The sequence below is a fragment of the Blautia sp. TM10-2 genome, from assembly GCF_003480845.1.
GTDB classification, from domain to species: domain Bacteria; phylum Bacillota; class Clostridia; order Lachnospirales; family Lachnospiraceae; genus Fusicatenibacter; species Fusicatenibacter saccharivorans.
This window is the reverse complement of sequence record NZ_QUJZ01000008.1, coordinates 105,138-126,157: the sequence shown is the minus strand read 5'-3', so window position 1 is coordinate 126,157 and position 21,020 is coordinate 105,138. Positions and strand designations below refer to the sequence as shown.

At 52.2% G+C, this 21,020-nt stretch carries 23 protein-coding genes; 5 read left to right on the top strand and 18 right to left on the bottom strand.

Annotation, left to right across the window (positions count from 1 at the left end; genetic code table 11):
* The first annotated feature begins 233 nt into the window (after positions 1 to 233).
* Complete coding sequence (gene proB, locus DXD92_RS09775) at positions 234 to 1,316, top strand: glutamate 5-kinase (RefSeq protein WP_243104878.1); 1,083 nt, start codon at positions 234 to 236, stop codon at positions 1,314 to 1,316.
* 175 nt (positions 1,317 to 1,491) lie between these two features.
* Complete coding sequence (locus DXD92_RS09770; RefSeq protein ID WP_055219980.1) at positions 1,492 to 2,694, top strand: MalY/PatB family protein; 1,203 nt, start codon at positions 1,492 to 1,494, stop codon at positions 2,692 to 2,694.
* Between the two features lie 99 nt (positions 2,695 to 2,793).
* Here DXD92_RS09770 and DXD92_RS09765 read toward each other — a convergent pair whose 3' ends face one another.
* The 3 genes from DXD92_RS09765 to spoVAD form a co-directional block, all read right to left on the bottom strand.
* On the bottom strand, positions 2,794 to 3,456 hold the full coding sequence (locus DXD92_RS09765) for a methylated-DNA--[protein]-cysteine S-methyltransferase (protein ID WP_055220159.1): 663 nt from the start codon (positions 3,454 to 3,456) through the stop codon (positions 2,794 to 2,796).
* A 157-nt stretch (positions 3,457 to 3,613) separates the two neighbouring features.
* A complete protein-coding gene (locus DXD92_RS09760; protein WP_055220161.1) occupies positions 3,614 to 3,970 on the bottom strand; it encodes a SpoVA/SpoVAEb family sporulation membrane protein in 357 nt (118 codons plus the stop codon).
* A 13-nt stretch (positions 3,971 to 3,983) separates the two neighbouring features.
* The gene (spoVAD, locus tag DXD92_RS09755; protein WP_055219982.1) at positions 3,984 to 5,003 is read right to left on the bottom strand and encodes a stage V sporulation protein AD; all 1,020 of its coding nucleotides are present in this window, start codon (positions 5,001 to 5,003) and stop codon (positions 3,984 to 3,986) included.
* Positions 5,004 to 5,160: 157 nt separating this feature from the next.
* Here spoVAD and DXD92_RS09750 point away from each other — a divergent pair, with 157 nt between their 5' ends.
* The 3 genes from DXD92_RS09750 to spoVAC are packed head-to-tail and all read left to right on the top strand — an operon-like array spanning position 5,161 to position 6,701.
* On the top strand, positions 5,161 to 5,829 hold the full coding sequence (locus DXD92_RS09750; RefSeq protein ID WP_118640476.1) for a stage V sporulation protein AA: 669 nt from the start codon (positions 5,161 to 5,163) through the stop codon (positions 5,827 to 5,829).
* The gene (locus DXD92_RS09745; RefSeq protein WP_055219986.1) at positions 5,786 to 6,208 is read left to right on the top strand and encodes a stage V sporulation protein AB; all 423 of its coding nucleotides are present in this window, start codon (positions 5,786 to 5,788) and stop codon (positions 6,206 to 6,208) included. The genes DXD92_RS09750 and DXD92_RS09745 overlap by 44 nt, the downstream gene beginning before the upstream one ends.
* A 19-nt stretch (positions 6,209 to 6,227) precedes the next feature.
* Positions 6,228 to 6,701: a stage V sporulation protein AC gene (gene spoVAC, locus DXD92_RS09740; RefSeq protein ID WP_022461770.1), complete on the top strand. Its 474-nt coding sequence runs from the start codon at positions 6,228 to 6,230 to the stop codon at positions 6,699 to 6,701.
* Between the two features lies 1 nt (position 6,702).
* On the opposite strand, the gene DXD92_RS09735 is transcribed toward spoVAC, so the two are convergent.
* The 15 genes from DXD92_RS09735 to DXD92_RS09670 form a co-directional block, all read right to left on the bottom strand.
* A complete protein-coding gene (locus DXD92_RS09735) occupies positions 6,703 to 8,082 on the bottom strand; it encodes a DUF4129 domain-containing protein (RefSeq protein ID WP_118594861.1) in 1,380 nt (459 codons plus the stop codon).
* Complete coding sequence (locus tag DXD92_RS09730; protein WP_022461768.1) at positions 8,073 to 9,203, bottom strand: DUF58 domain-containing protein; 1,131 nt, start codon at positions 9,201 to 9,203, stop codon at positions 8,073 to 8,075. The genes DXD92_RS09735 and DXD92_RS09730 overlap by 10 nt, the downstream gene beginning before the upstream one ends.
* A gap of 6 nt (positions 9,204 to 9,209) precedes the next feature.
* Positions 9,210 to 10,154, bottom strand: a complete 945-nt coding sequence (locus tag DXD92_RS09725) for an AAA family ATPase (protein ID WP_055219993.1) — start codon at positions 10,152 to 10,154, stop codon at positions 9,210 to 9,212.
* Positions 10,155 to 10,341: 187 nt separating this feature from the next.
* Complete coding sequence (locus DXD92_RS09720) at positions 10,342 to 11,526, bottom strand: iron-containing alcohol dehydrogenase family protein (RefSeq protein WP_118594888.1); 1,185 nt, start codon at positions 11,524 to 11,526, stop codon at positions 10,342 to 10,344.
* A gap of 78 nt (positions 11,527 to 11,604) precedes the next feature.
* Complete coding sequence (locus DXD92_RS09715; protein WP_118594860.1) at positions 11,605 to 13,128, bottom strand: APC family permease; 1,524 nt, start codon at positions 13,126 to 13,128, stop codon at positions 11,605 to 11,607.
* A 3-nt stretch (positions 13,129 to 13,131) separates the two neighbouring features.
* A complete protein-coding gene (locus DXD92_RS09710; protein WP_117509835.1) occupies positions 13,132 to 13,752 on the bottom strand; it encodes a cytidylate kinase-like family protein in 621 nt (206 codons plus the stop codon).
* A gap of 163 nt (positions 13,753 to 13,915) precedes the next feature.
* Positions 13,916 to 15,133, bottom strand: coding sequence for an aspartate aminotransferase family protein (locus DXD92_RS09705; protein ID WP_118594859.1), 1,218 nt, complete (start codon positions 15,131 to 15,133; stop codon positions 13,916 to 13,918).
* Positions 15,134 to 15,137: 4 nt separating this feature from the next.
* Positions 15,138 to 15,377, bottom strand: a complete 240-nt coding sequence (locus DXD92_RS09700; protein ID WP_118594858.1) for a hypothetical protein — start codon at positions 15,375 to 15,377, stop codon at positions 15,138 to 15,140.
* A gap of 93 nt (positions 15,378 to 15,470) precedes the next feature.
* The gene (locus DXD92_RS09695) at positions 15,471 to 16,025 is read right to left on the bottom strand and encodes a helix-turn-helix domain-containing protein (protein ID WP_117509833.1); all 555 of its coding nucleotides are present in this window, start codon (positions 16,023 to 16,025) and stop codon (positions 15,471 to 15,473) included.
* A 193-nt stretch (positions 16,026 to 16,218) separates the two neighbouring features.
* Positions 16,219 to 16,935, bottom strand: a complete 717-nt coding sequence (locus tag DXD92_RS09690) for a SigB/SigF/SigG family RNA polymerase sigma factor (protein WP_055220004.1) — start codon at positions 16,933 to 16,935, stop codon at positions 16,219 to 16,221.
* Between the two features lie 33 nt (positions 16,936 to 16,968).
* Positions 16,969 to 17,439, bottom strand: coding sequence for an anti-sigma F factor (gene spoIIAB, locus DXD92_RS09685; RefSeq protein ID WP_270423031.1), 471 nt, complete (start codon positions 17,437 to 17,439; stop codon positions 16,969 to 16,971).
* A gap of 38 nt (positions 17,440 to 17,477) precedes the next feature.
* Positions 17,478 to 17,801: an anti-sigma factor antagonist gene (locus DXD92_RS09680; protein WP_022461763.1), complete on the bottom strand. Its 324-nt coding sequence runs from the start codon at positions 17,799 to 17,801 to the stop codon at positions 17,478 to 17,480.
* Positions 17,802 to 18,008: 207 nt separating this feature from the next.
* A complete protein-coding gene (locus DXD92_RS09675) occupies positions 18,009 to 19,424 on the bottom strand; it encodes a tetratricopeptide repeat protein (RefSeq protein ID WP_022461762.1) in 1,416 nt (471 codons plus the stop codon).
* Between the two features lie 9 nt (positions 19,425 to 19,433).
* On the bottom strand, positions 19,434 to 19,607 hold the full coding sequence (locus DXD92_RS18725; protein ID WP_022461761.1) for a hypothetical protein: 174 nt from the start codon (positions 19,605 to 19,607) through the stop codon (positions 19,434 to 19,436).
* 26 nt (positions 19,608 to 19,633) lie between these two features.
* The gene (locus DXD92_RS09670) at positions 19,634 to 20,929 is read right to left on the bottom strand and encodes a bifunctional folylpolyglutamate synthase/dihydrofolate synthase (RefSeq protein WP_055220006.1); all 1,296 of its coding nucleotides are present in this window, start codon (positions 20,927 to 20,929) and stop codon (positions 19,634 to 19,636) included.
* Positions 20,930 to 21,020: the final 91 nt, after the last annotated feature.

Below are 21,020 nucleotides of genomic sequence, written 5' to 3'. Positions count from 1 at the left end.
GTTTTTCAGGAAAAATGTATTTCTGCACACACCTTTTTCTCGTTTTCTATTCTACCATACTTTTTCAGAATTCCAGCAACAAATTTCTATCTTTTTGCAGATCTTTCACGAAAAATGTAACGACCATTCCGCATCTTCTTGACTCTCACACAGTACTGTGTTAAAGTGTCTGTAATTGATGTTTTGTCACCCGTAAACAACGTTTCTTATCATTTCTTACATTTGAGGTTTTCATGATGGAAAAACAGACGATAGTTGTGAAAGTCGGCACCAGCTCCCTGACACTCTCAGACGGAACCATGGATGCTGAAAAAATACGGAACATTACGACCCAGCTTGCCGCGCTGCAGACGGCAGGCCACCATGTGATTCTCGTTTCCTCCGGTGCGATCGCCGCAGGCTTTTCCCGTCTCGGCTTTAAAAAACGGCCGACGAAAATTGACGATAAACAGGCTGCCGCTGCTGTCGGCCAGGGCCTTCTGATGGAGGAATACACGAAAAATCTGATGGCGTACCAGATTCCGTGTGCGCAGATTCTTTTGAACCGCAGTGACTTTGAGGACCGCCGCCGCTATAAAAACATCTTCGGCTCCCTCTCCGTCCTGCTCGGGCGCGGTGCGATTCCGATCATCAATGAGAACGATACGATCGCGATTGAGGAGCTGAAGGTCGGCGACAACGACACGCTCTCTGCCCAGGTGGCTGCGATGCTGCATGCATCGCTTCTGATTCTGCTGACCGATATCGACGGGCTCTACACTGCCAATCCAAAGAGTGACCCGAATGCGCGCCATATCGACGTGGTAAATGAGATCACGCCGGAGCTCACTGCTGCGGCAGGCGGTGCGGGATCGGGCAACGGAACGGGAGGCATGACAACGAAGCTCTCCGCCGCTTCGCTTGCCACAAGAGCCGGTGTGCCGGTTCTGATCTGCTCCTCGGCGGAGGAAAACAACATTGTGCGTGCGGTGAAAGGAACCGCAAAAGGAACGTACTTTACCGCCAGCGGCCACAACATGAAAACGCGTCTGCAGTGGATGGCATTCTATGCGCCGAGTGCGGGCAACCTCTACGTCGATGAGGGTGCCGCAGAAGCACTTGCTGTTCAGGCAAAGAGCCTGCTTCCCAAAGGCATCGTGGCAGTCGAAGGCGATTTTAAGAAAGGCGATGTCGTCAGCGTCTTCCGGCGCGGCAGCCATGAATATCTCGGAAAGGGCATTGTCAACTATGACCGGCCGGATCTGCAGAAAATCATGAACGAAAGCACCAGCCACACGGAAGCAATCAACCGCGATAACTGGATCGGCGCGGAATAAATGGTGCCGAATAAAGCATTCTTTTGTTTACGAAAATTCCCCTCCGTGTTATAATATTTGTATTCAGCCGGCTGCAGGTTTTTCTTTCAGCGAGGAAAGGAAGCTGCATCCGGTTTTCCATGTGCTTTTGGTTTTACTTCGAGAGCACAGCAAACACAAAGGAGGGTTTTTACCAATGAAATACGATTTTACATCTCTGATGAACCGCAGCGGCCACGATTCGATCGCTGTCGATCAGATCCCGATTCCGGGTGCGGAAGTCAAAGAGGGCTTCTCCCGCATCCCGATGTGGGTGGCCGACATGAACTTCCCGTCTCTTCCGACCATTCAGGAAGCAATTCACGCGAGAGTCAACGAACCGCATTTTGGCTACTTTAATCTGCCGGATGCATATTTTGACAGCATCATCCGCTGGCAGAAAGAGCGCAACGGTGTGGAAGATCTGCCGCGTGAGGCGATCGGCTATGAGAACGGCGTGCTCGGCTGTGTTGCTTCGGCTGCTGCCGCTTTTACATCCCCGGGCGAATCCATTCTTCTGCATTCCCCGACATACATCGGTTTTACCGGTGTTCTTGAGAACTGCGGACGCAATATCGTTCTCTCCGATCTTGTTCAGGATGAGAACGGCGTATGGCGTATGGACTACGCTGATATGGACCGCAAGTTAAAAGAACACAACATTCATTTCGCGATTTTCTGCTCTCCGCACAACCCGACAGGCCGTGTCTGGGAGCGCGAGGAAATTGAAAAGGCGATGGAAATTTACAAAGCAAATGAATGCGTTGTCATCTCCGATGAGATCTGGTCTGACCTGACACTGCCGGGCTTCAAACATATCCCAACGCAGTCCGTTTCGAAGGATGCACGCGAGCGCACCATCGCACTTTATGCACCGTCCAAGACCTTTAACCTGGCTGGCCTTGTAGGCTCCTACCACATCATCTACAACCGCATGCTGCGCGACCGTGTGGAGAAGGCTTCGTCCCTTTCTCACTACAATTCTCCGAACGTACTCTCTGTTCATGCGCTGATCGGCGCTTACCGTCCGGAGGGATACCAGTGGGTGGATGAACTGCGCGAAGTGCTGAAATCGAATGCGGATTATGCGTACAACTACATTCTCGAGCATTTCAAGGGCGTGAAGCTTTCCAAACCAGAAGGAACGTACATGCTGTACCTCGACTGCGAGGAGTGGTGCAAGGAGCATGATACCGATATGGATACACTGCTGAAAGCCGGTGTTGCTGTCGGCGTGATCTGGCAGGACGGACGGCCGTTCCACAGACCGTATGCGATCCGCCTGAATCTGGCACTGCCGCATGTGCTTGTGAAAGAGGCATTTGACCGTATGGATAAGTATGTATTCAATGCGAAATAATTGTATTTTCTAATTTTATAAGCCAAACATAATGAAAGACCGAAACGGACATTTTCCTCTGCCGTTCCGGTCTTTCGCTGTTTTGTGCATCCTATTTTTTCAGTTTTGCTCCAGCTCCCGCTGTGCCAGCATCTCTTCCACGTTGATGCCGTACTTCTTTAAATTGACGCGGCCGTTTTCCAGCACAATGCCGTCTGCCTCCAGCATATCCGCCTGTTTCCCGGCGCCGCCGAAGACAAATTCCGCGGCCAGTTCGCCTTTGGAGTTTACCACACGGTAGCATGGAATGTGCTCCGGATCTGTGTTTTTATGTAAGGCGTTTCCCACGGCACGCGCCATCTTCGGCTCGCCTGCAAGCGCTGCTATCTGGCCGTATGTCGCCACTTTTCCGCGCGGAATCTGCTTTACCGCCTCATAGATTCTTTTGGTCGGGCTGTCCGTGATGATGTCGTAGCTCTCGGCGATCATGGTACGCACAGCGTCATCGGGTACGGTTCCGTCGAGGAGAATCGTGTTCCAATGTTCTTTGTTCTGATGATATCCCGGGATAACTGACGCGAATGCATCGCGCCAGTAGTCCCGCCATTCCGGGTTTGCTTTTACATTCAGCTGAATGATTCCGTCCTTTTCATAGACCCACAGAAATGCCTTTTTGCTTCCTTTCACGCGGATGAGCTGCCAGTTGTCATCGTGGAACGGTGCTTCCTGATATGTGTCCGGGAAGGAAAGGCCATAGGATAGCGCTTCTTCTCTTGTCTTCATTGCAGACTTCCTTTCTTCCTGTCGCGGGTGTTTTGATGTTTTTTCCGCAAAACACCCGCTTTTTTCTGTATTCGTCCTGCCGCTGCGATTCTGCTTTTTTCTGCGGCATTTTTCTTTATTATATCAGTCCGCCTGCTTCTGCGCAATTTTTCACCTGCTATTTTTTCATCTTCGGCTGGAAAATCCAGCTTGCAAGATACGCGAAAATCAACGCCGCTGATGTTCCGACAGCCCCCGCCTTTAATCCGCCCTGGAACAATCCTAAAAATCCGCTTTCTTTTACGGCATCTTTTACTCCCTGAAACAAAAGATGCCCGAACCCGAGCAGCGGCACCGACGCGCCTGCCCCGGCGTATTCTGCAAATGGATCGTAGAGTCCCAGAAAGCTCAACACCGCGCCCGTGCACACAAGCGTTACCATAATTCTTCCCGGCAGCATTTTCGTGCGGTCGAGCAGAATCTGGCACAGGGCACAAATGAGGCCGCCGACCCAGAAGGCATTGAAATATTCCATGAACGTTCCCATTTTACACATCCTCCTCCCTCTCGATTACAACCGCCTGTGCAATACCAGGCACGCTGCTGCCCTCCTGAAAGCTGACCTTCGACATCAGCGCACCAGTCGGTACAAACAGAATCCTCTTCCACTCTCCGTTTTCCAGCTTCGGCAGCAGATACTCCGCCAGCACCGATGCCGCACAGCCGCAGCCGCTTCCGCCCGCACCGGTGTCCTGTTTTGCCGGATCGAAGATCAGCATGCCGCAGTCACTGTGCTGTTCCGAGATATCGTATCCTTTTTTCTTCAGCAGCTCCAGCAGAATTTCCCGCCCCACAACGCCGAGATCTCCCGTCACAATGCGGTCGTAATCGGCCGGTTCCCGGTTGAAATCGACGAGGTTCTGTGCAATCGTATCGCACGCAGCGGGGGCCATGCAGGCGCCCATGTTCTGGTTGTCTTTCAGCCCGTAATCAATGATTTTTCCCGTCGTAGCGCCCGTGATTTTCACTCTGCTCTTCGTTTTTCCAAGCACACACGCGCCGCTTCCCGTCACCGTCCAGCTCGCGGACGGCGGGCGCTGGTTTCCGTAGGCGAGCGGAAAACGGAACTCCTTCTCCGCCGTTCCAAAGTGGCTCGATGTCACCGCCAGCACCCGGTCACCGTATCCTCCCGCGACTGCCATCGCGCCAAGCGAAAGCGCCTCTCCCATCGTCGAGCAGGCACCGAACAGGCCGTAGAGCGGGCAGTTCAGATCCACCAGGCCGAACGATGATGCGATTGACTGTGCCAGAAGATCGCCCGCAAAAATCATGCGGATCTGCTCCGGCCTCACATTGGCTTTCTGCATTGCCAGCTTCGCGGTGGCAAGCTGCAGTTCACTCTCGCCCTCCTCCCAGCTCTCCTGCCCGCACATCGGGTCCGAAAGCGTGTGCGAAAAGTATTCGCCCAGCGGTCCATCCTTTTCCTTTTCTCCTACAATCGCCGCGCTGCCCTCGATATAGACGGCTTTGGCAAACGAGATGCTCTGCTTTCCTGTCATCTGTCTCATCGGCAAATTCCTCCGTTTTCTTATTTTGCGTCTTACCATTTCTGACCTTCAGTATTTCCGTTTTTTCCATTCTTACGCATGATTTTCCTGTTTTAGGGAACTCTGTACGCTGTAGCACAAAAATCCTGTTTCAGAAACTTTTAGAGGAATGTTTTTCATGAGTGAAATGCTGTATCTTCAGACGGAGCGTAATATCAAAATCACCAGTCCCGTCGTGACGCTCGGCGATGTGGCGCAGCTTTCCTGTTCAGACGGCGCTGTCCTTGCCCGCAATCAGGTCCGCCGCGTGGCGCATCTTCCCGATGACGGATACGGGCGCTACGTCTGCTCCGCCTCCACCCTCGTCCGCCTCGTCACGGAGGCCGAGGAGCACGTCGATGTCACCCACATCGGCGAGCCGAATTTTATTTTAACGTACGAGGATCCGCGTCAGAAAAACACCTGGATCAGCTGGTGCAAAACGATTCTGGTCGGCATCCTTACGTTTATCGGAACTGCGTTTTCCATTATGACCTTCCACACCGACATCGGCGTCCGCGAGCTGTTTTTGGATGTTTACACCCGTTTTCTCCCGCAGATGACGCCCGGATTTTCGGTGCTGGAAATTTCATATTCCATCGGCATCGGCCTTGGCGTCGTGCTCTATTTCAACCATTTCGGACGGCGGAAATTCACGCAGGACCCGACGCCGCTCGAGGTGGAAATGCGGGTCTACGAGGATGATATCGATACGACCATTCTCGAACAGAACGACCGCTCCGGTAAAGGAAAGGAGGCTTTTCATGCGAATCCTGCCAGAGATCCTGCTGATCACAGCCGGTCTTAGCCTTGGCTTTTTCATCGCGAGCGGCCTTGTCGCGCTTGTGATCGGCCTTGGCATCGTGACACGGTACGCCGGCATCACAAAGACAGCAGAGAGTCTGCGTTTTTACGAATGCTGCTGTATGGCCGGGGCGCTGTTCGGCGATCTTTTCTCGCTTGGCACCTTCTCGTTTTCCCTGCCCTCCTGGACGGCCGGTGTGTTCTGGCTTTTTGCGGGCATTTATCTGGGAAGCTGGATCATCGCGCTCGGCGAAGTCGTCAACCTGTTTTCGATCCTCTGCCGCCGGATCGGACTGACGCGCGGACTGCCGTTTGTAATTCTCTGCATGGCGGCAGGGAAAATCGCGGGCTCTCTCTATTATTTTGCAAGTGGATTTCAATAAGAACTGGAGGTAAGATGTGATGCAGAGTTTAAAAAGTGAACGGGCAAAAAAAGAATACGAACAGTTTGTCAAAGAGGTGACGCCAAAGCAGAATCTCTTCTGCAATATGGCAAAAGCCTTTATCGTCGGCGGTCTGATCTGTGTCGTGGGGCAGATTCTGCTCCATATCGGCAAAACGCAGTTCTCACTCAGCAAAGATGACGCTGGCTCCTGGTGCTCGCTGATTCTGATCCTTAGCAGTGTGATTTTAACCGGCCTCAACATCTATCAGAAAATCGTCACCTTTGCCGGCTGCGGTGCGCTCGTCCCGATCACCGGCTTTGCCAACTCGGTTGCAGCTCCTGCGATTGAATATAAAAAAGAAGGACAGGTCTTCGGCATCGGTGCGAAAATTTTCACCATCGCCGGACCTGTCATTCTGTACGGTGTCTTTGCAAGCTGGCTGCTCGGCTTTCTCTATTGGCTGTGGACCGCTGCTGGGAACTGGTTTTAAATCAGTTCCGCAGCGCTTCCGCCTCTTCTTTTGTGCAGCCCTCGCGGCTGTAACGGGCTTTTTCATAGCCGTCGTGCAGCCGTCTCATGCCGTCGCCGGAAAGCTCGTTTCTCTCTTCCAGCTCCGCCGGGGTTTCGGCTCCGGTCGGCTGGTATTTTCCGGCTTTTTTGATCGTTTTTTTATACTGCCGGCGGATACGCATATTCGGGGAGAGATAGCCCTCTTTCTTTTCCCGCCGCCACGGCAGATTTTCCCGTTCGTCGTTTCCCTGATGCAGGAAGAGAACTTCGTCCTCCTCATCCTCTGAGAAGGCTTTTCCCGCATTTTTTACGCTCTGGTAAATCGCCCGCAGAACCGCGGTTCCGACGGCAACCATCACAAGATACATGACCGCCGTAAAAAGATTCTGGATCCACTGCGGCATCGGTTTGTACTCTTTGTCCCCCAGCATATCGGACAGATCGGCCTGCTCCATGCCCTGCGGCGTCTCGGCCTCCGGTGTTTCGATCGTAAGATCGCTTTCCAGCTCTTTCGGCTCATATCCTGCGATCGCCTCCGCAATCGGATCCTTTCCGTAGAGCGCCGATGGGAGCACGAACAGTACCAGAAGGAGTACTGCAATTTTCAGGATCAGTTTTCCCGTCCGCTGCATCGTCTCCACCGGGAGATTGGCGATTTTCTGATGGTCACGGATGAACCCGTGCATGCCGTCGAGGTACTGGCAGAAGAAGCACAGGAATACATCTGCAAAGAAAAACCAGTAGATCAGATGCCAGTAGAACGGCATTTTCATCAGCACACCGATCACATACTGTATCATAAACCAGAGAAAATGAAGGGGCTTTGGCTCATCGAGGAGCGTCGGGATCTCCCACGCTTCCATATCCGCCAGCGGCATTGAGCCGGCCGGCAGTTCCTGCGCTGCTTTCTTTAACTGGCCTTTGCGGATTCTGACATAGCCGCGGATCAGGAAAATCACAGCGGCCATAAGACCCGTCATCACGCCGGAAAGGCTCTCCAGAAATGCAGGAGAAATACCGTTCTCAAACTTGTTTTTTCCATCGTTTGCCGCCACAGACGCTTCAATTACCGCTGCCGCCTGCACACTGAACAGGGAACAGAAAAATTTCGCTGCCAGATACGTCACCGCGCAGACCGCAATTCCGCCAAGCAGAAACTGCCAGAGTGCTTTCGTTTTCCGGATCAGAATCCAGCTTGCAGCGGCCGGAATCAGCAGCAATAAGGATATGGCGCAGAAATACAGCGCCTCCCTTCCCGTCAGCTCCAGAAAACCGGCGGCAAAGCCATAGATGCCGGCGAATAAAAGCCAGACATGAAGCCAGGTCAGCGGGATCTGTACCGGTGTCTTTTTTATTTCCATGGTTTCACCTCCCAGCCGATTGCGGTGTACGCACGGTTCTGCTCCGACGGAACTTCTTCGCCCGGCAGATACGGAATCACCCACAGCACCTGGTTCTGCGCACCGGAGAGCAGATGAAGCGCCTCACGGACCTCATCGGTTCTGTTTTTGGATACGACAACGTAGGTGTGGCCGGTGAGCTCTTTTTCCGCCTCTTTGTGCAGAAACTCCGCGCTGCCTGTGAGATTGCCCCCAAGCTGCACGCACGCCAGTTTCCGGTTCAGCTCCGCTGTTTTTCCGGCGCCCGCTGCCAGATGGACACGCAGCTCCTCGCCGGTCTCCTCATCTTTCGCATTGCTCTTCACCCACAGATTCATCTTGTTTTTCACCATCCGCGCCGCAAGCGAAGACGTGATGCGGATGCTCTCCTCGACCTGCGCTTCCTCGCGCAGAATGTTGGCGTCCTCGATATCGAGAAGCACCGTAACTTCCACGCTCGTCGTCGCGTCAAACTGGTTGACCATCAGATCTCCCATCCGTGCCGACGATTTCCAGTTGATGCGGTTCATCGGATCTTCTTTCCGGTAATCGCGGATACCGGAAAATTCAAACGGGTCCTCGTACAGGCGATTCCGTGACAGAACCATGCCCGACACGGCACGGCAGATCATCTGAATCCGTGCAGTATCGACCTGGCGCGGGTAAACGTACATCTGTGTCTGCTGCGGGTAATCGCTGTAAAGACCCTCCCGGAAAAAAAGATCGTACGCTACGGCATGCGCACCGGTGATCTCGTAGAATCCTCGTTTTTTCGCCTGAAACGGCAGTGTTCTCGTGACCTGCTGATGAAACAGGAACGAAAAGACATCGCGTTTGTAGCTCTGGTCGGTGATACTTGCGTTTGCTTTTGCCTCGCGGTCGAATTCCAGATTGCGGCTCATCGAAATGCCAAGCTCGAGTGCCGGAATCGGCAGCAGTTTGTCGTTTACGACGACCTCTTTTAACGTACTCTCCTCGCCCTCATAGATCGCGGAATCCTGGAAGCTGACCTGGATTTTCAGGTTTTTCTGCCAGTTTTTCTGGTACAGCTTTTTCTGCAGAAACCAGGCGAGCGCCATTCCAAATAGTAATAAAAGAAGCATAGTCCGTTACCTTCCTGACCAGTTTTCGGTCGGCAGATCGATGCGGTTTAAAATTTCCTCGATCACCGATTCTGCGGCTCTTCCGTCGTCTGCGCCGATCTGCATGGTGAGACGGTGTGCGAGTACCGGAACAGCCACGGTCTTGAAGTCCTCCGGCACAACGTAGTTTCGTCCCTGCACCAGCGCGTGGCCCTGTACGGCACGTAAAAATGCGAGTGTTCCACGCGGGCTCACACCGCTTGCAATTTTGCTGTTGACTCTCGTCTCCTGTACGATGCGGACGAGATACTGTACCAGTTCCGGATGCAGGTAGACTTCTTTACACGCCTCCTGCAGGGTACGGATTTCTTCTTTTTGGCAGACAGACGACAGCTCGGCGAGCGGCTCCTCGGTCAGGAAACGGGCGATCATCTGCGTCTCTTCCGCCGGGCTTAATGCTTCCATCGAAAGTTTCATTAAAAAACGGTCCATCTGCGCCTCCGGCAGCGGGAAGGTTCCGAGCGTCTCGAGCGGGTTCTGCGTGGCGATGACGAGGAACGGCTCCTCGAGCGGCCGTGTCACACCGTCCACGGTGATCTGGCGCTCAGCCATGCACTCGAGAAGGCTGCTCTGCGTCTTCGGCGTTGCACGGTTGATCTCATCGGCAAGCAGAATGTTGCAGAAGGCAGGGCCTTTCGAAAAGACGAACTCTCCGCTTTTGGCATCAAAATAATTGAGACCGGTGACATCGGACGGCAGTAAGTCCGGTGTGAACTGGATGCGGCCGAACTCTGCCTCGACGGATTTCGCAAGGGATTTCGCCATGACCGTTTTTCCTGTTCCCGGGACATCCTCGAGCAGGATATGACCTTTGGCAACAAGGCAGGTCAGGACAAGCTCTATCGTGCGCTCGTTTCCGATCATGACCTTTGCGATATTTTCTTTTAATTGCTGCAATACATTATTTTCCATGTTTTGCTTCCTCCAATAGTAAGATTTAATAAAAAAATCCACCCCTCGCTGCTTTGTTTTGTAAGAACAGCACGATAAATTTATTTTACAGCACATATTTTCGGAAGACAAGCAGAAAAAGGACGATTCTGTACATACTTTTCACAGCATCGCCCTTTACGGTTTCTTCTATAAATTAGCTTGTCTCTTACAGTGCTTTCCGGTACAGCGCCTCGATGTCCTGCTGACAGGACGCTCTCGGGTTGACGGCGATGTTTCCGCTCTTCATCGCATCTACCGCCATCGGCACGATTTTGCTCTCGATCTCCTCTGCTGTCACTTCTTTTCCCTTTGCCGCCTGGCGGATCGCATCGGTCAGGCTGGCCGGGATTCCGATGGCTGCGGTCAGCTCGCGGATCGCGCCGACCAGCATCATCGGCTCAAATTCATCGGCGTATGCCGGGATTTCGCTGATGTAGTTGTAGATCTTCAAATATCTTCCATGGTCTGCCAGTGCATTGTACTCTGCGATGACCGGAAGCAGAACGGCATTTGCCACGCCGTGCGGCACATCGAAGAAGGCGCTCACAGGATGACTCATTGCATGGACATTTCCAAGTCTTGCGTAGGAAAATGCAATACCCGCGAACAGCGAACCGGTCAGCATCGCCTCTGCGGCTTCGAGATCGGTTCTGCGCGCCACGAAACGGCGGATATTTTTACCGATCAATTCCATCGCTTTTTCTGCCATGGCATCGGAAAACGGAGATGCAGCTGTAGAAATATAAGCCTCCTCCGCATGGATAAAAGCATCAATACCGCACGCTGCCGCAACGGATGCCGGAGCGGAAGTTAAAAGTTCCGGATCGAGAATCGCGTACTCTGGAAGAAGTTCATAGCTAAATACGGTCAGCTTGTAATCTCTGCTGTGGTCGGTGATCACGGAAAATGCGGTCACCTCGGAGCCGGTTCCCGCAGTCGTCGGAATGGCAATCAGCGGGACAATTTTTCCCGGCACTTTGTGTGCGCCTTCGTATTCCGTGATGCTTCCGCCGTATTTTGCCGTCACACCGACGGCCTTTGCTACATCCATCGGAGAACCGCCGCCGAGTGCTACGAGAAAGTCTGCGCCGGAAGCAAGATAGCTCTCGGTTGCTTTTTCTACTGTCGTCACAGACGGATTCGCCTCAATATCTGTGAAAATATCGGCTGCGATGCCTGCCACTTTCAGGCTGTCCGCTGCTTTGTCCACAACGCCCATTTTTTTCAGGGTAGGACCGGAAAGAATCATCGCATGGGTTCCGCCCATCTTCTTGGCACACTCCGGCAGTTTGGCAAGCGTTCCTGCTCCGACAATAATATTCTGTGGAATCGAAAATTCGAATGAATTCATCTTATTTTTCCCCTTTCTTTCAGAAAGCGTGCCGAAAATTTTTCTTTCCGACACGCTTTGTTTTATCCTATCTCAGCTTCAGCCAGCCATTTTGGCAAGGACACGGTCGATTGCTGCATCGATGACAACGTCGAGTTCCGCATCGTCTGCCTCCGGCATCAGGGACGCTGCGTCCTCGTCGGAGATCAGCTCGATCAGGCTGCCGAACTTCTCTTTATATTTGAACTTGCAGACTGCAAAGAATACAACACCGAGGAGGCTCCAGCCGCCTACCATCAGCCACTCCTGCCATACCAGCGTTCCGCCGGAACCAGGAATGCAGTAAACAAGCACCATGCATCCGGACATCAGAACCGCCATCGTTCCAACAAATTTGTATGCCGGAACACGGTACGGACGCGGCATATCCGGTTCTTTCTTCCGCAGGATCAGGAAGGAAAGAGATACCATACAGTAGGCAAGACAGCATCCAAAGTTACCTGCATCACAGATCCACACCATCATGCCTCGTCCTGCAAACGGAGCCAGCATAGTCAGCGCGCCGATCAGGAACAGGGCGTTGATCGGAGTTTTGTGCTGCGGATGAAGCTTTGCGAACATCGGCGGAATCATGTAGGATTCAGCCATAGAGTACAGAGCACGGGAACCGCCGATCATAAAGGAGTTCCAGGATGTGATGATACCGCACATACCGCCGACGATGATGACTTTTGCCATAACCGCTGTACCGAACGCTTTCGCCATCGCATCTGCTGTGACAAGTCCGGTTCCTGCTTCCGAGCTCAGGATTTCGGACGGGTTCAGCACATAGCCGACAGCCAGGATAACACAGGAATAGAAAACAACAGCGAGTACAACGGAGAGAATCATCATTTTACCGATTTTCTTTAACGGAACGTTGATTTCCTCTGCTGCCTGCGGGATAACGTCAAAGCCGATGAAGAAGAACGGGGTAACAACAGCAACTTTGATGATGTTCTGGAACATCGTTCCGGTGCTCTCGCCGACGAACATCTGTCCCTGCAGATTGCTGGAATCTCCGTTGATCACGGATGCCACAATCAGAAGGATACCAGCGCCGCCGATGATACAGGTAAGGACCGTCTGCAGAACGGCTGCTGTTTTTGCGCCCAGCACATTGATCAGTGTGATGAGGAACGCTACAATAACGGCTACGGCTACCCAGGAAGCATAGATATCAAATCCTGCCACGCTGTACATATAGCCTTTCAGGAATCCCGGCCACAGATACGTGATGATGGTTGGGAAGGCGCACGCCTCGAAACACGTAACACTGACATATCCTAAAATAATCGCCCAGGTACAGATGAACGAACCGTTCGGGCCCATCGCCTTGTAGCTGAAGACGTGCTCGCCGCCGCACTGCGGCATCGCTGCAGTCAGTTCTGCGTAAGTCAGTCCGATGAAGAAGATCATGACACCGCCGATCACAAACGCAATTGAAGCTCCGACAACGCCGCCCTTCTGAATCCAGCTTCCTGAGGATACGACCCAGCCCCAGCCGATCATGGCTCCGAAAGCGATGACGAGAATATCCCATGCACCTAATACTTTGTCAAATTCTGATTTTTTCTGTTCCATGGCTTATTCCTCCCCGCTTCCGTATTTCTTCTGAATCAGTTCCTCGAGATATTCCGCTGTGCCCTCCACACCAAGGAATGCACTGTTGATCAGAATGTCTCGGTTGTGCCGGTCTCCGCGGTTGCTGCCGGTCAGCGCCAGATGACGCTTGTGATACCGTTTGTCCTTCTCGAGCAGCAGAATTTTTGCATCGCTCTCGGAAAGGCTGTGGCTCTTCATGATATTCTGAATGCGGATCTCATCCGGTGCATAGATAAAAGCCCGGAGGAGCTTGATATCTTTGCTGTCCTTTAAGATGTAATCCGCGGATCGTCCGATGATGACGCAGGCCTCTTTTTCTGCCAGTTTCCGGATGATCTGCTTCTGTACATGAATCGCACGCTCGGTCAGGTCCGCATATTTTGAGAAGGATCCACGGACATCGCCCTCGGCTCCTTTTCCGGCAATCGTACCGCCCTCTTCTACACGGTTCATGATGTCTTTCGGAATTCCGACTTCTTCAATAATCTGATCCACCAGATCGCGATCGTAGAACTTAATTCCGAGATCCTCCGCAATTTTCCTGCCGATGGCATTTCCTTTGGCTCCGTACTCGCAGCCGATTGTGATAACCAGATGTCCCATACCGTTTTCCTCTCACATTTAATTTCTCTGTTTTACCTGTTGTTTCCGATTCACAGAATGAAAAGAAAAACAGGACAGGGGCGAAGCATGGTTCTTTGCTTTTTGACGTCCTTGTCCTGTTCTTTTCACGCTATGAGATTTTCTTTGTTTCTATAAGAATTCTTTATTTTTCCAGAGCTTTTACGGTTTCTTCGATGATAGCAACTGCCTTGTCGCAGTCCTCCCCGGTTACGATAAGCGGAGGGATCAGACGAATGATGTGCGCCCCGATGGCTGTGATCAGCAGATGGCGGTCAAGGCAGCCATGTTTGACTTCTACGCCGCTGATGGTATCATCAAACTCTACGCCGACCAGCAGTCCCTGATGTCTGACTTCTTTGACATGCGGCAGTTTTGCTAATTTTTCTGCGAAGTAATCACCGACTTTCTTTGCATTTCCGGCAAGGTCGCGGTCGATCAGTTCGTTGACTTCTGCCAGTGCTGCTGCACAGCTGACTGGATGGCCGCCGAAGGTAGTTCCGTGAGATCCCGGGGTAAAGGCTTTTGCTACTTCAGCTGTTGCGCAGATTGCGCCAATCGGCATTCCGCCGCCAAGACCTTTTGCCATGGATACGATATCCGGTTTGATGCCGTAGTTCATGTAAGACATTACCGCACCGGTTCTGCACCAGCCGGTCTGTACTTCATCAATCAGAAGCAGCATGTCGTTCTCATCACAGAACTTCCGGAGTCCCTGCATGAACTCTTTCGTTGCCGGATGAACACCACCTTCGCCCTGTACCGGCTCAACCATGATGGCGATGGTGTTTTCGGTACATGCATCTTTGAAGGCCTGCAGATCATTGTACGGTGCGTAGGAGAATCCGTAGGTCATCGGTCCGAATCCAACCTGGCATCCGTTGCCCGGCTGACCGGTTGCAGACATGGCACCGAAGGTTCTTCCATGGAAGCCCATCTTTGCGGTTACGATGTGGTAACGGTTCGGGCCGTATTTCTCGATGCCGTACTTTCTTGCCATTTTGATCATGGCCTCGTTCGCCTCGGTACCGGAGTTCTGATAGAAGATCTTGTCCATGCCGATGGTCTCGCAGACTTTCTCAGCAAGCAGTGCCTGCGGGATGGTGTATGGATAGTTGAAGGTATGCATGATATCGTCGAGCTGCTCTTTTGCTGCTGCAACAACTTTCGGGTTTCTGTTTCCGGCGTTGTTTACGGCGATTCCTGCGTAAAAGTCAAGATACGGCGTTCCGTTTTCGTCGTACATGTACATCCCCTCTGCGGTTTCTGCAAGGAAATCGAAACGCTCGTAGGTCTCGATCATGTACTTGTTTACTTTGTCTTTGATGTCCTGAACCGTTAATCCTGTGTCTTTTAATCTCATAGTGTTATCCTCCCATAGCGTTGAAAAGATTTTTTAAATAAAAAACAAAAAAGCAAAGACTACTCGTTGGTAAGCGTCTTTGCTTTGTTTTTCGTTTATTATTTTGTACAACCATACAATAGCACCACTCCCTATATTTGTCAATTACTTTTTTAAAAAAGTTTTTTATTTTTGCTTTTTCTTTAACACCCGCTTTTCCTATTCTTTTTTGATGTTTTTTCGTCTTCCACCGTATTTTTTTCATATCCGTTGTTTTTTATTCTGATGTTCCAGTGGACTTCTGTCCATTATATTGAACAGTTCATTCAAAAAAAGAAAGCCTGTTATTCTGCGGCTTTTAGTGATAGTCGAGAAAGAAACACATGCAGCTCGTCTTCTCCGTCCCTCTGTTGCGGTAGATGTGGGTCTGGTCTGTCTCGAAACGGAATGCCTGCTTCAAGTGGATCTCATGCTCTTTTCCATTGCACTCCACGGTCATCACGCCGTCTGTCACCACCAGGTACTCTCTTGTTTTCTCTCCGTGGCCGCCGCTCACATACGTTCCGCCCGGTTCGATGTCGATGCGGTAGATTTCCACAAGCCGCGTGTCCTCATACGGAAAGAACGTCCACACAGTGTACTGCCCCTCCAGCTCTTTCGTCGGAACCAGATCCTCCGGTGTCACAAGATAACTATCCACCAGCGGCGTTGCAATCAGCTCCTGAAATTCAATCCGCAGGCCGCTCGTAATCTTCCCGAGCACGCCAAGCGACGGGTTCGCCGTTCCCTTTTCGATCTGCGAGAGCATACTCTTGCTGACCCCGGTCTGCTCTGAGACCTGGTCGAGACTCATCCCTTTCGACTGCCGGATCCGTTTCAGATTGACCGCCACATTTTCTGTCAGATAATCCATGTTCTTCCACCTGCCTTTCTTCGTATTTCGCTCATTGTAGCACACCTTCCTCCGATATTCCAGTGAATATTTTTAAACTTTCTGCCGCCTTTCCCCGCTTCGCCTTTCTTTTCTTCCTTTATCCGCCCGGGTTTCAGGCACTTTTCTCTGCCTTTCCCAGGAAAAGCGCCCTTCCGCCGGATTTGTATTTTTGTCAGACCTTTTCCATCCGCATCTGCCGCAGAATCTTCTTTTCCATCCGCGACACCTGCACCTGCGAAATCCCCAGTTTTCCGGCGATCTGCGCCTGCGTCATGTCCTGAAAATAGCGCATGTAGATGAGCTGCCGCTCCTTCGCGGGCAGTCGTCCCAACAGCTCTTCCAAGAAAATCCGGTTCAGCAGCTTTTCCTGCCCGTTCTCTTTTTCCGGAATGCGGTCCATCAGAGAAATATCGTGGTTTTCCCCCTGATAGATGGTCTTCTGCAGCGATTCCACCTCCGCGCCGGACTCCATCGCCTCCACGATTTCCTCCACGGTAACATCAAGCTCCCCCGCTATCTCCGCCAGCGTCGGATCGCGCCCGTTCTCCCGCTCCAGCCGCTCCCGCACCGCATACGCTTTCCACGCCAGTTCCCGGATCGGGCGGCTCACCTTCACCATCCCCTCCGACCGCAGAAACCGCCGGATCTCCCCCGCAATCATCGGAACCGCATACGTCGAAAAACAGACTTCAAACGAAGGATCAAATTTATCAATCGCCTTCAACAGCCCAATGCTCCCGATCTGGCACAAATCCTCCATCTCCACCCCGCGGTTTGCAAACCGCCTCACCATGCTCCAGACCAGTCCCATATTTTCCTCTGCCAGTGTATCCCTTGCCGCTTTATCCCCTTCGTGTGCCTTTTCGATCAGGGCAAGCGTATGTTCCATGCATTCTGACTCCTATGACTTCCGATCCGGCCCTTACATTTCCGGATGCACACCGATTTTCCGTTTCATCACCACTTCCGTCCCCCATCCCGGATGCGACCTTACTTCCAGCTCATCCATAAACGCCTCCATAAACGAAAACCCCATCCCCGACCGCTCCAGCTCCGGGCAGGTCGTAAACATCGGCTCCATCGCCTTCTCCACATTTTCGATCCCGACGCCGGTATCTTTTACCGTCACCTGAAACACCTTCTCCTCCAGATCCAGCACACACTTCATCTGAATTTTCCCTTTTTCCTGCCGGTATCCGTGAATCATCGCATTCGTAACCGCCTCCGAAATCGCCGTCTTGACATCCGCCACTTCCTCCACCGTCGGATTCAGCTGCGCCAGAAACGCCGCCGCAGACACCCGCGCAAAACTCTCATTGCAGGGACGGCTCTCAAATTCCAGCGTCATCGTATTCCACCGCATCTTCTCTTCTGTTTTCATCCTTTCTCGCATCATCCCATTCCCCTTTCTGCCCACTCCCCGTCCAAAACCTACTTCCACGTCTTCTCCTCTTCCACCTCAATCACCCGCGTCACCCCCGACATCACCAGAATCCTCCGCATCCGCTCTCCCACATGCACCGCTCTCACCTTCCCGCCAATCAGCTCCATCTCCCGAAACCTCCCCATCACCAGTCCAATCCCCGAACTGTCCATAAACACCGTCTTCCGAAAATCAAACACCACCTCCCTCACATTCCTCTCCACCAAAATCTCCCCCGCCTCCTCCCGAAGCCGGTCAGCCACAAAATGATCCACCTCTTCCGGAAGCCGAATCGTCATCACCGCATCCTTCACCCAAACACGATTATCCATTTCCTATCCTCCCTCTTTCCTGTCATAAAATAAAAAACACAAAAGATTTTTCGCCGTAAAGCGAATTTCATCTTTTGTGTTTTATCTTCTCACTTTTATACTTTTTTGCCCTTCGTCCCACGCAACCTCCGCGTAGTCAGTGGTATCAGCCCGACGAAACAGCGCCGCATCTCCTGCGGCATTCTGCCCCGTGGGCATCCGTCCTCACTATTCCTCCGTCTTCACAGTCCCCCCCAGCGCCTCAATCTGCTGCTCGGCCTTAGTAGCCTTCTGGGTTCCCGGGAACTTATCGATGATCTCCTGGAACACCGAAATCGCATTATCGGTATCCCCACTCAGCCGATACGCATGCGCCAGATAGTTAAGCACCGTATAGTCACTGTCGTTGATATTCTTAGCCTTCGAAAGCTTATCAATCGCCTCAGTGTAATTCGCATCGTCAAATGCATTCACACCCGACTGCGAAAGCTCCTGGAACATAGACGACTGCATGCTCTTGTAAATAGTGTCATACACAGCCTTTGCGTCCACAGAAAGCACCTCCGGGTTGACCTCGGTCAGTGCGTTTGTTGCGTTGCTCGTGTTGCCCTGCTGCTGCGCTTCCACAGCCTTTAAAAGGTTCTCGTAGGAAGCCGCCGTATCCTGTGCCGTCTGGATCTGCTGCTGCGCAGAAGCCGTCGTTTCGTTCAGAGAATCCACCTGGCTCTGGAGCTGGTTCAGCTGGGCCTCCTGGCTCGCCATCTTGCCGCTGTATTCCACAACCTTCTCGTCCGCCTGCCGGTTAATTCGCTGCGTATTCGCAGGCCCGATCAGGAACCACACAACCAGTGCGCCAAGCACCAGCCCAATACCGATATTCAGCATCGTTGCCGCTGTAGACGTCTCGCGGAACGTCGGCGGAATAATCACCGTATCCCCGCTTACCACGCGCTCACGCTCGTCCTCGCGCTGCTCCTCCGTACGCTCCCTGCGGCCGAACCGCCGCGGCTCCAGCGACGTCTGCGTACCCGTCTGGAAATCAACCTCCTTCAGGAAACGAAGCGTCGTCGAGTTCGTCTTGTCAATTTTCGCCGCCTTTTTCAGAATCTTCCGCGCTTTCTCATACTCACCCTTGTGAATATAAATCAGCGCCAGCAGATGATATCCCTTGATCAGCTTCGGATTCTGGTTCAGAATCTTGCGCAGCTGGATCGCAGCCACATCCTCATTGTTCTCGCGGCAGCATTTCAGCGCACTGTTGTATTTCTTGATCGTCTGATTGATCATATCCAGCTTCGCCTGCTCCGCCTGCAGCGTCGCAATATACTCCGTCGCCACATTATTCTCCGGCATAATATTCTTGCTGATGATCCACTCACTTAACGCCGCAACCGCTTCACCCGTCTCAAAATAGACAAGGCCTAACAAGTTCCGCGCATGGATATTGTATTTGTTAAACTTCAGGCTCCGCCGCAGCATATCGATCGCTCCGGAAAGATCCCGGATCTCCGCCTTGTCGAGGCCCAGATTGTAGTACATATTCGAAAGAGAAAAACATTTTCTCTGTACTCTCAGGTTAAAACCACAGTTGGGACAGATCTCCATTCCGACGTCCACAACCGATTTACAATTCATACAGTTCATTCCGGCACCTTACTCTTCCTTTTCCGCTTCTGTCTCGTTTTCCTGTTCCGGCTTGTCGTTTTTCATCATTTCTTTCAAAATGTCGATCACATCCGTCAGATCACGGCTGTAAATCGCATCCTCCACCTCATCCACATCGAGACACGGTTTAAACTTCTTCAGTTCTTCTTCGTAATTTAACATAAACAAAAAATTCCTTCCTGTATTCACTAACCATTCCGCTTTGCAAGATATGCTTTCAGTTCGCCCGCCAGATACAGAGAACCCACGCAGAACAGCATGCCGCTGCCCTTTTTGCCCAGTGCCTTCTCATACGCTGCCCCGATCTCCGGTTCCGCGCAGACATCCGTGCATCCTGCTTTTCTGAAGTCCTCTGCAAGCACTTCCGCCGGTACGACGCGGCTTCCGTCGATCTGCGTTGCAACAACATGGGACGGATGAATTCCCTCGCAGATTTCACCGATCATCTCATGATAGTGCTTGTCTGCAACTGCCGTGAACAGAATCGTGATCTCGTTTTCTTTCGCAAAATAGCCTGCCGTGCTGACAAACTGTGCAATGCCGTCCTCGTTGTGCGCGCCGTCGATGATGACGCCCGGCGCAGCCATTTCCATACGGCACGGCCATTTGATCTTCGAAAGGCCTTCCGCAAGCACGTTCTTAGGAATGTCGTGCACGTCCTGCAGAATATGCATCATGTAGAACGCAAGGCTTGCATTCATCATCTGGTATTTTGCCACATACGGAATCGCAAGCTCTGCTTTTTCGCCGCCCGGATATGCAAAGGTAAAGGTGATACCCTCGCGGCTCTGTGTTTTCATCTCATAGAACGACGGCTCCATCGGCCATGCCGGGCTTCCCATCTCTTTCGCCTTTGCGGCAATGACAGAAGCCGGACCTGGCTGGCTGGCGTCGTAGATTACCGGGACACCGGCTTTGATGATGCCGGCTTTCTCTCCCGCAATCGCCTCGAGGGTGTCGCCGAGATACTCGGTGTGGTCGCGGCTGATGGACGTGATGATGCATGCCAGCGGCTTTTCGACCACATTTGTCGCATCCAGCCGTCCGCCAAGGCCGGTCTCCATGACCAGGTATTCCACGCCGGCTTCTTTGAAAATCAGCATTCCCATCAGGAACAGCGTCTCAAAATAGCTCGGATGGCCTTCGCCCTCCGCCTCGTATTCTTTGGCTGCTTTTTCCACTTTGAGAAATGCGTCGAGAAACTGCTCATCCGACACATCTTCCCCGTTGATCTGGAACCGCTCGTTGATGCGTACAAGGTGCGGGGAGGTAAAAAGTCCTGTCTTTTTGCCGCCTGCAAGCAGCATCGCATTCAAGTACGCGCAGACGCTTCCCTTTCCGTTCGTGCCCGCCACATGGATAATTTTGATCCCTTCCTGCGGATTCCCAAGGCGCGAAAGAAGCTCCCTCGTATGTTCCGGCGGATGCTTCACCGTAAATTTCGGTATTGTTTCGATATAATCAACTGCTTCTGTATAATTCACTTTATTTCACCATTCTTCAGTATTTTAGGGCTGCTTTCAAACCCTAGTATCATTATAATCGAGTGACCGGATATGTCCATAGCAATTTTCA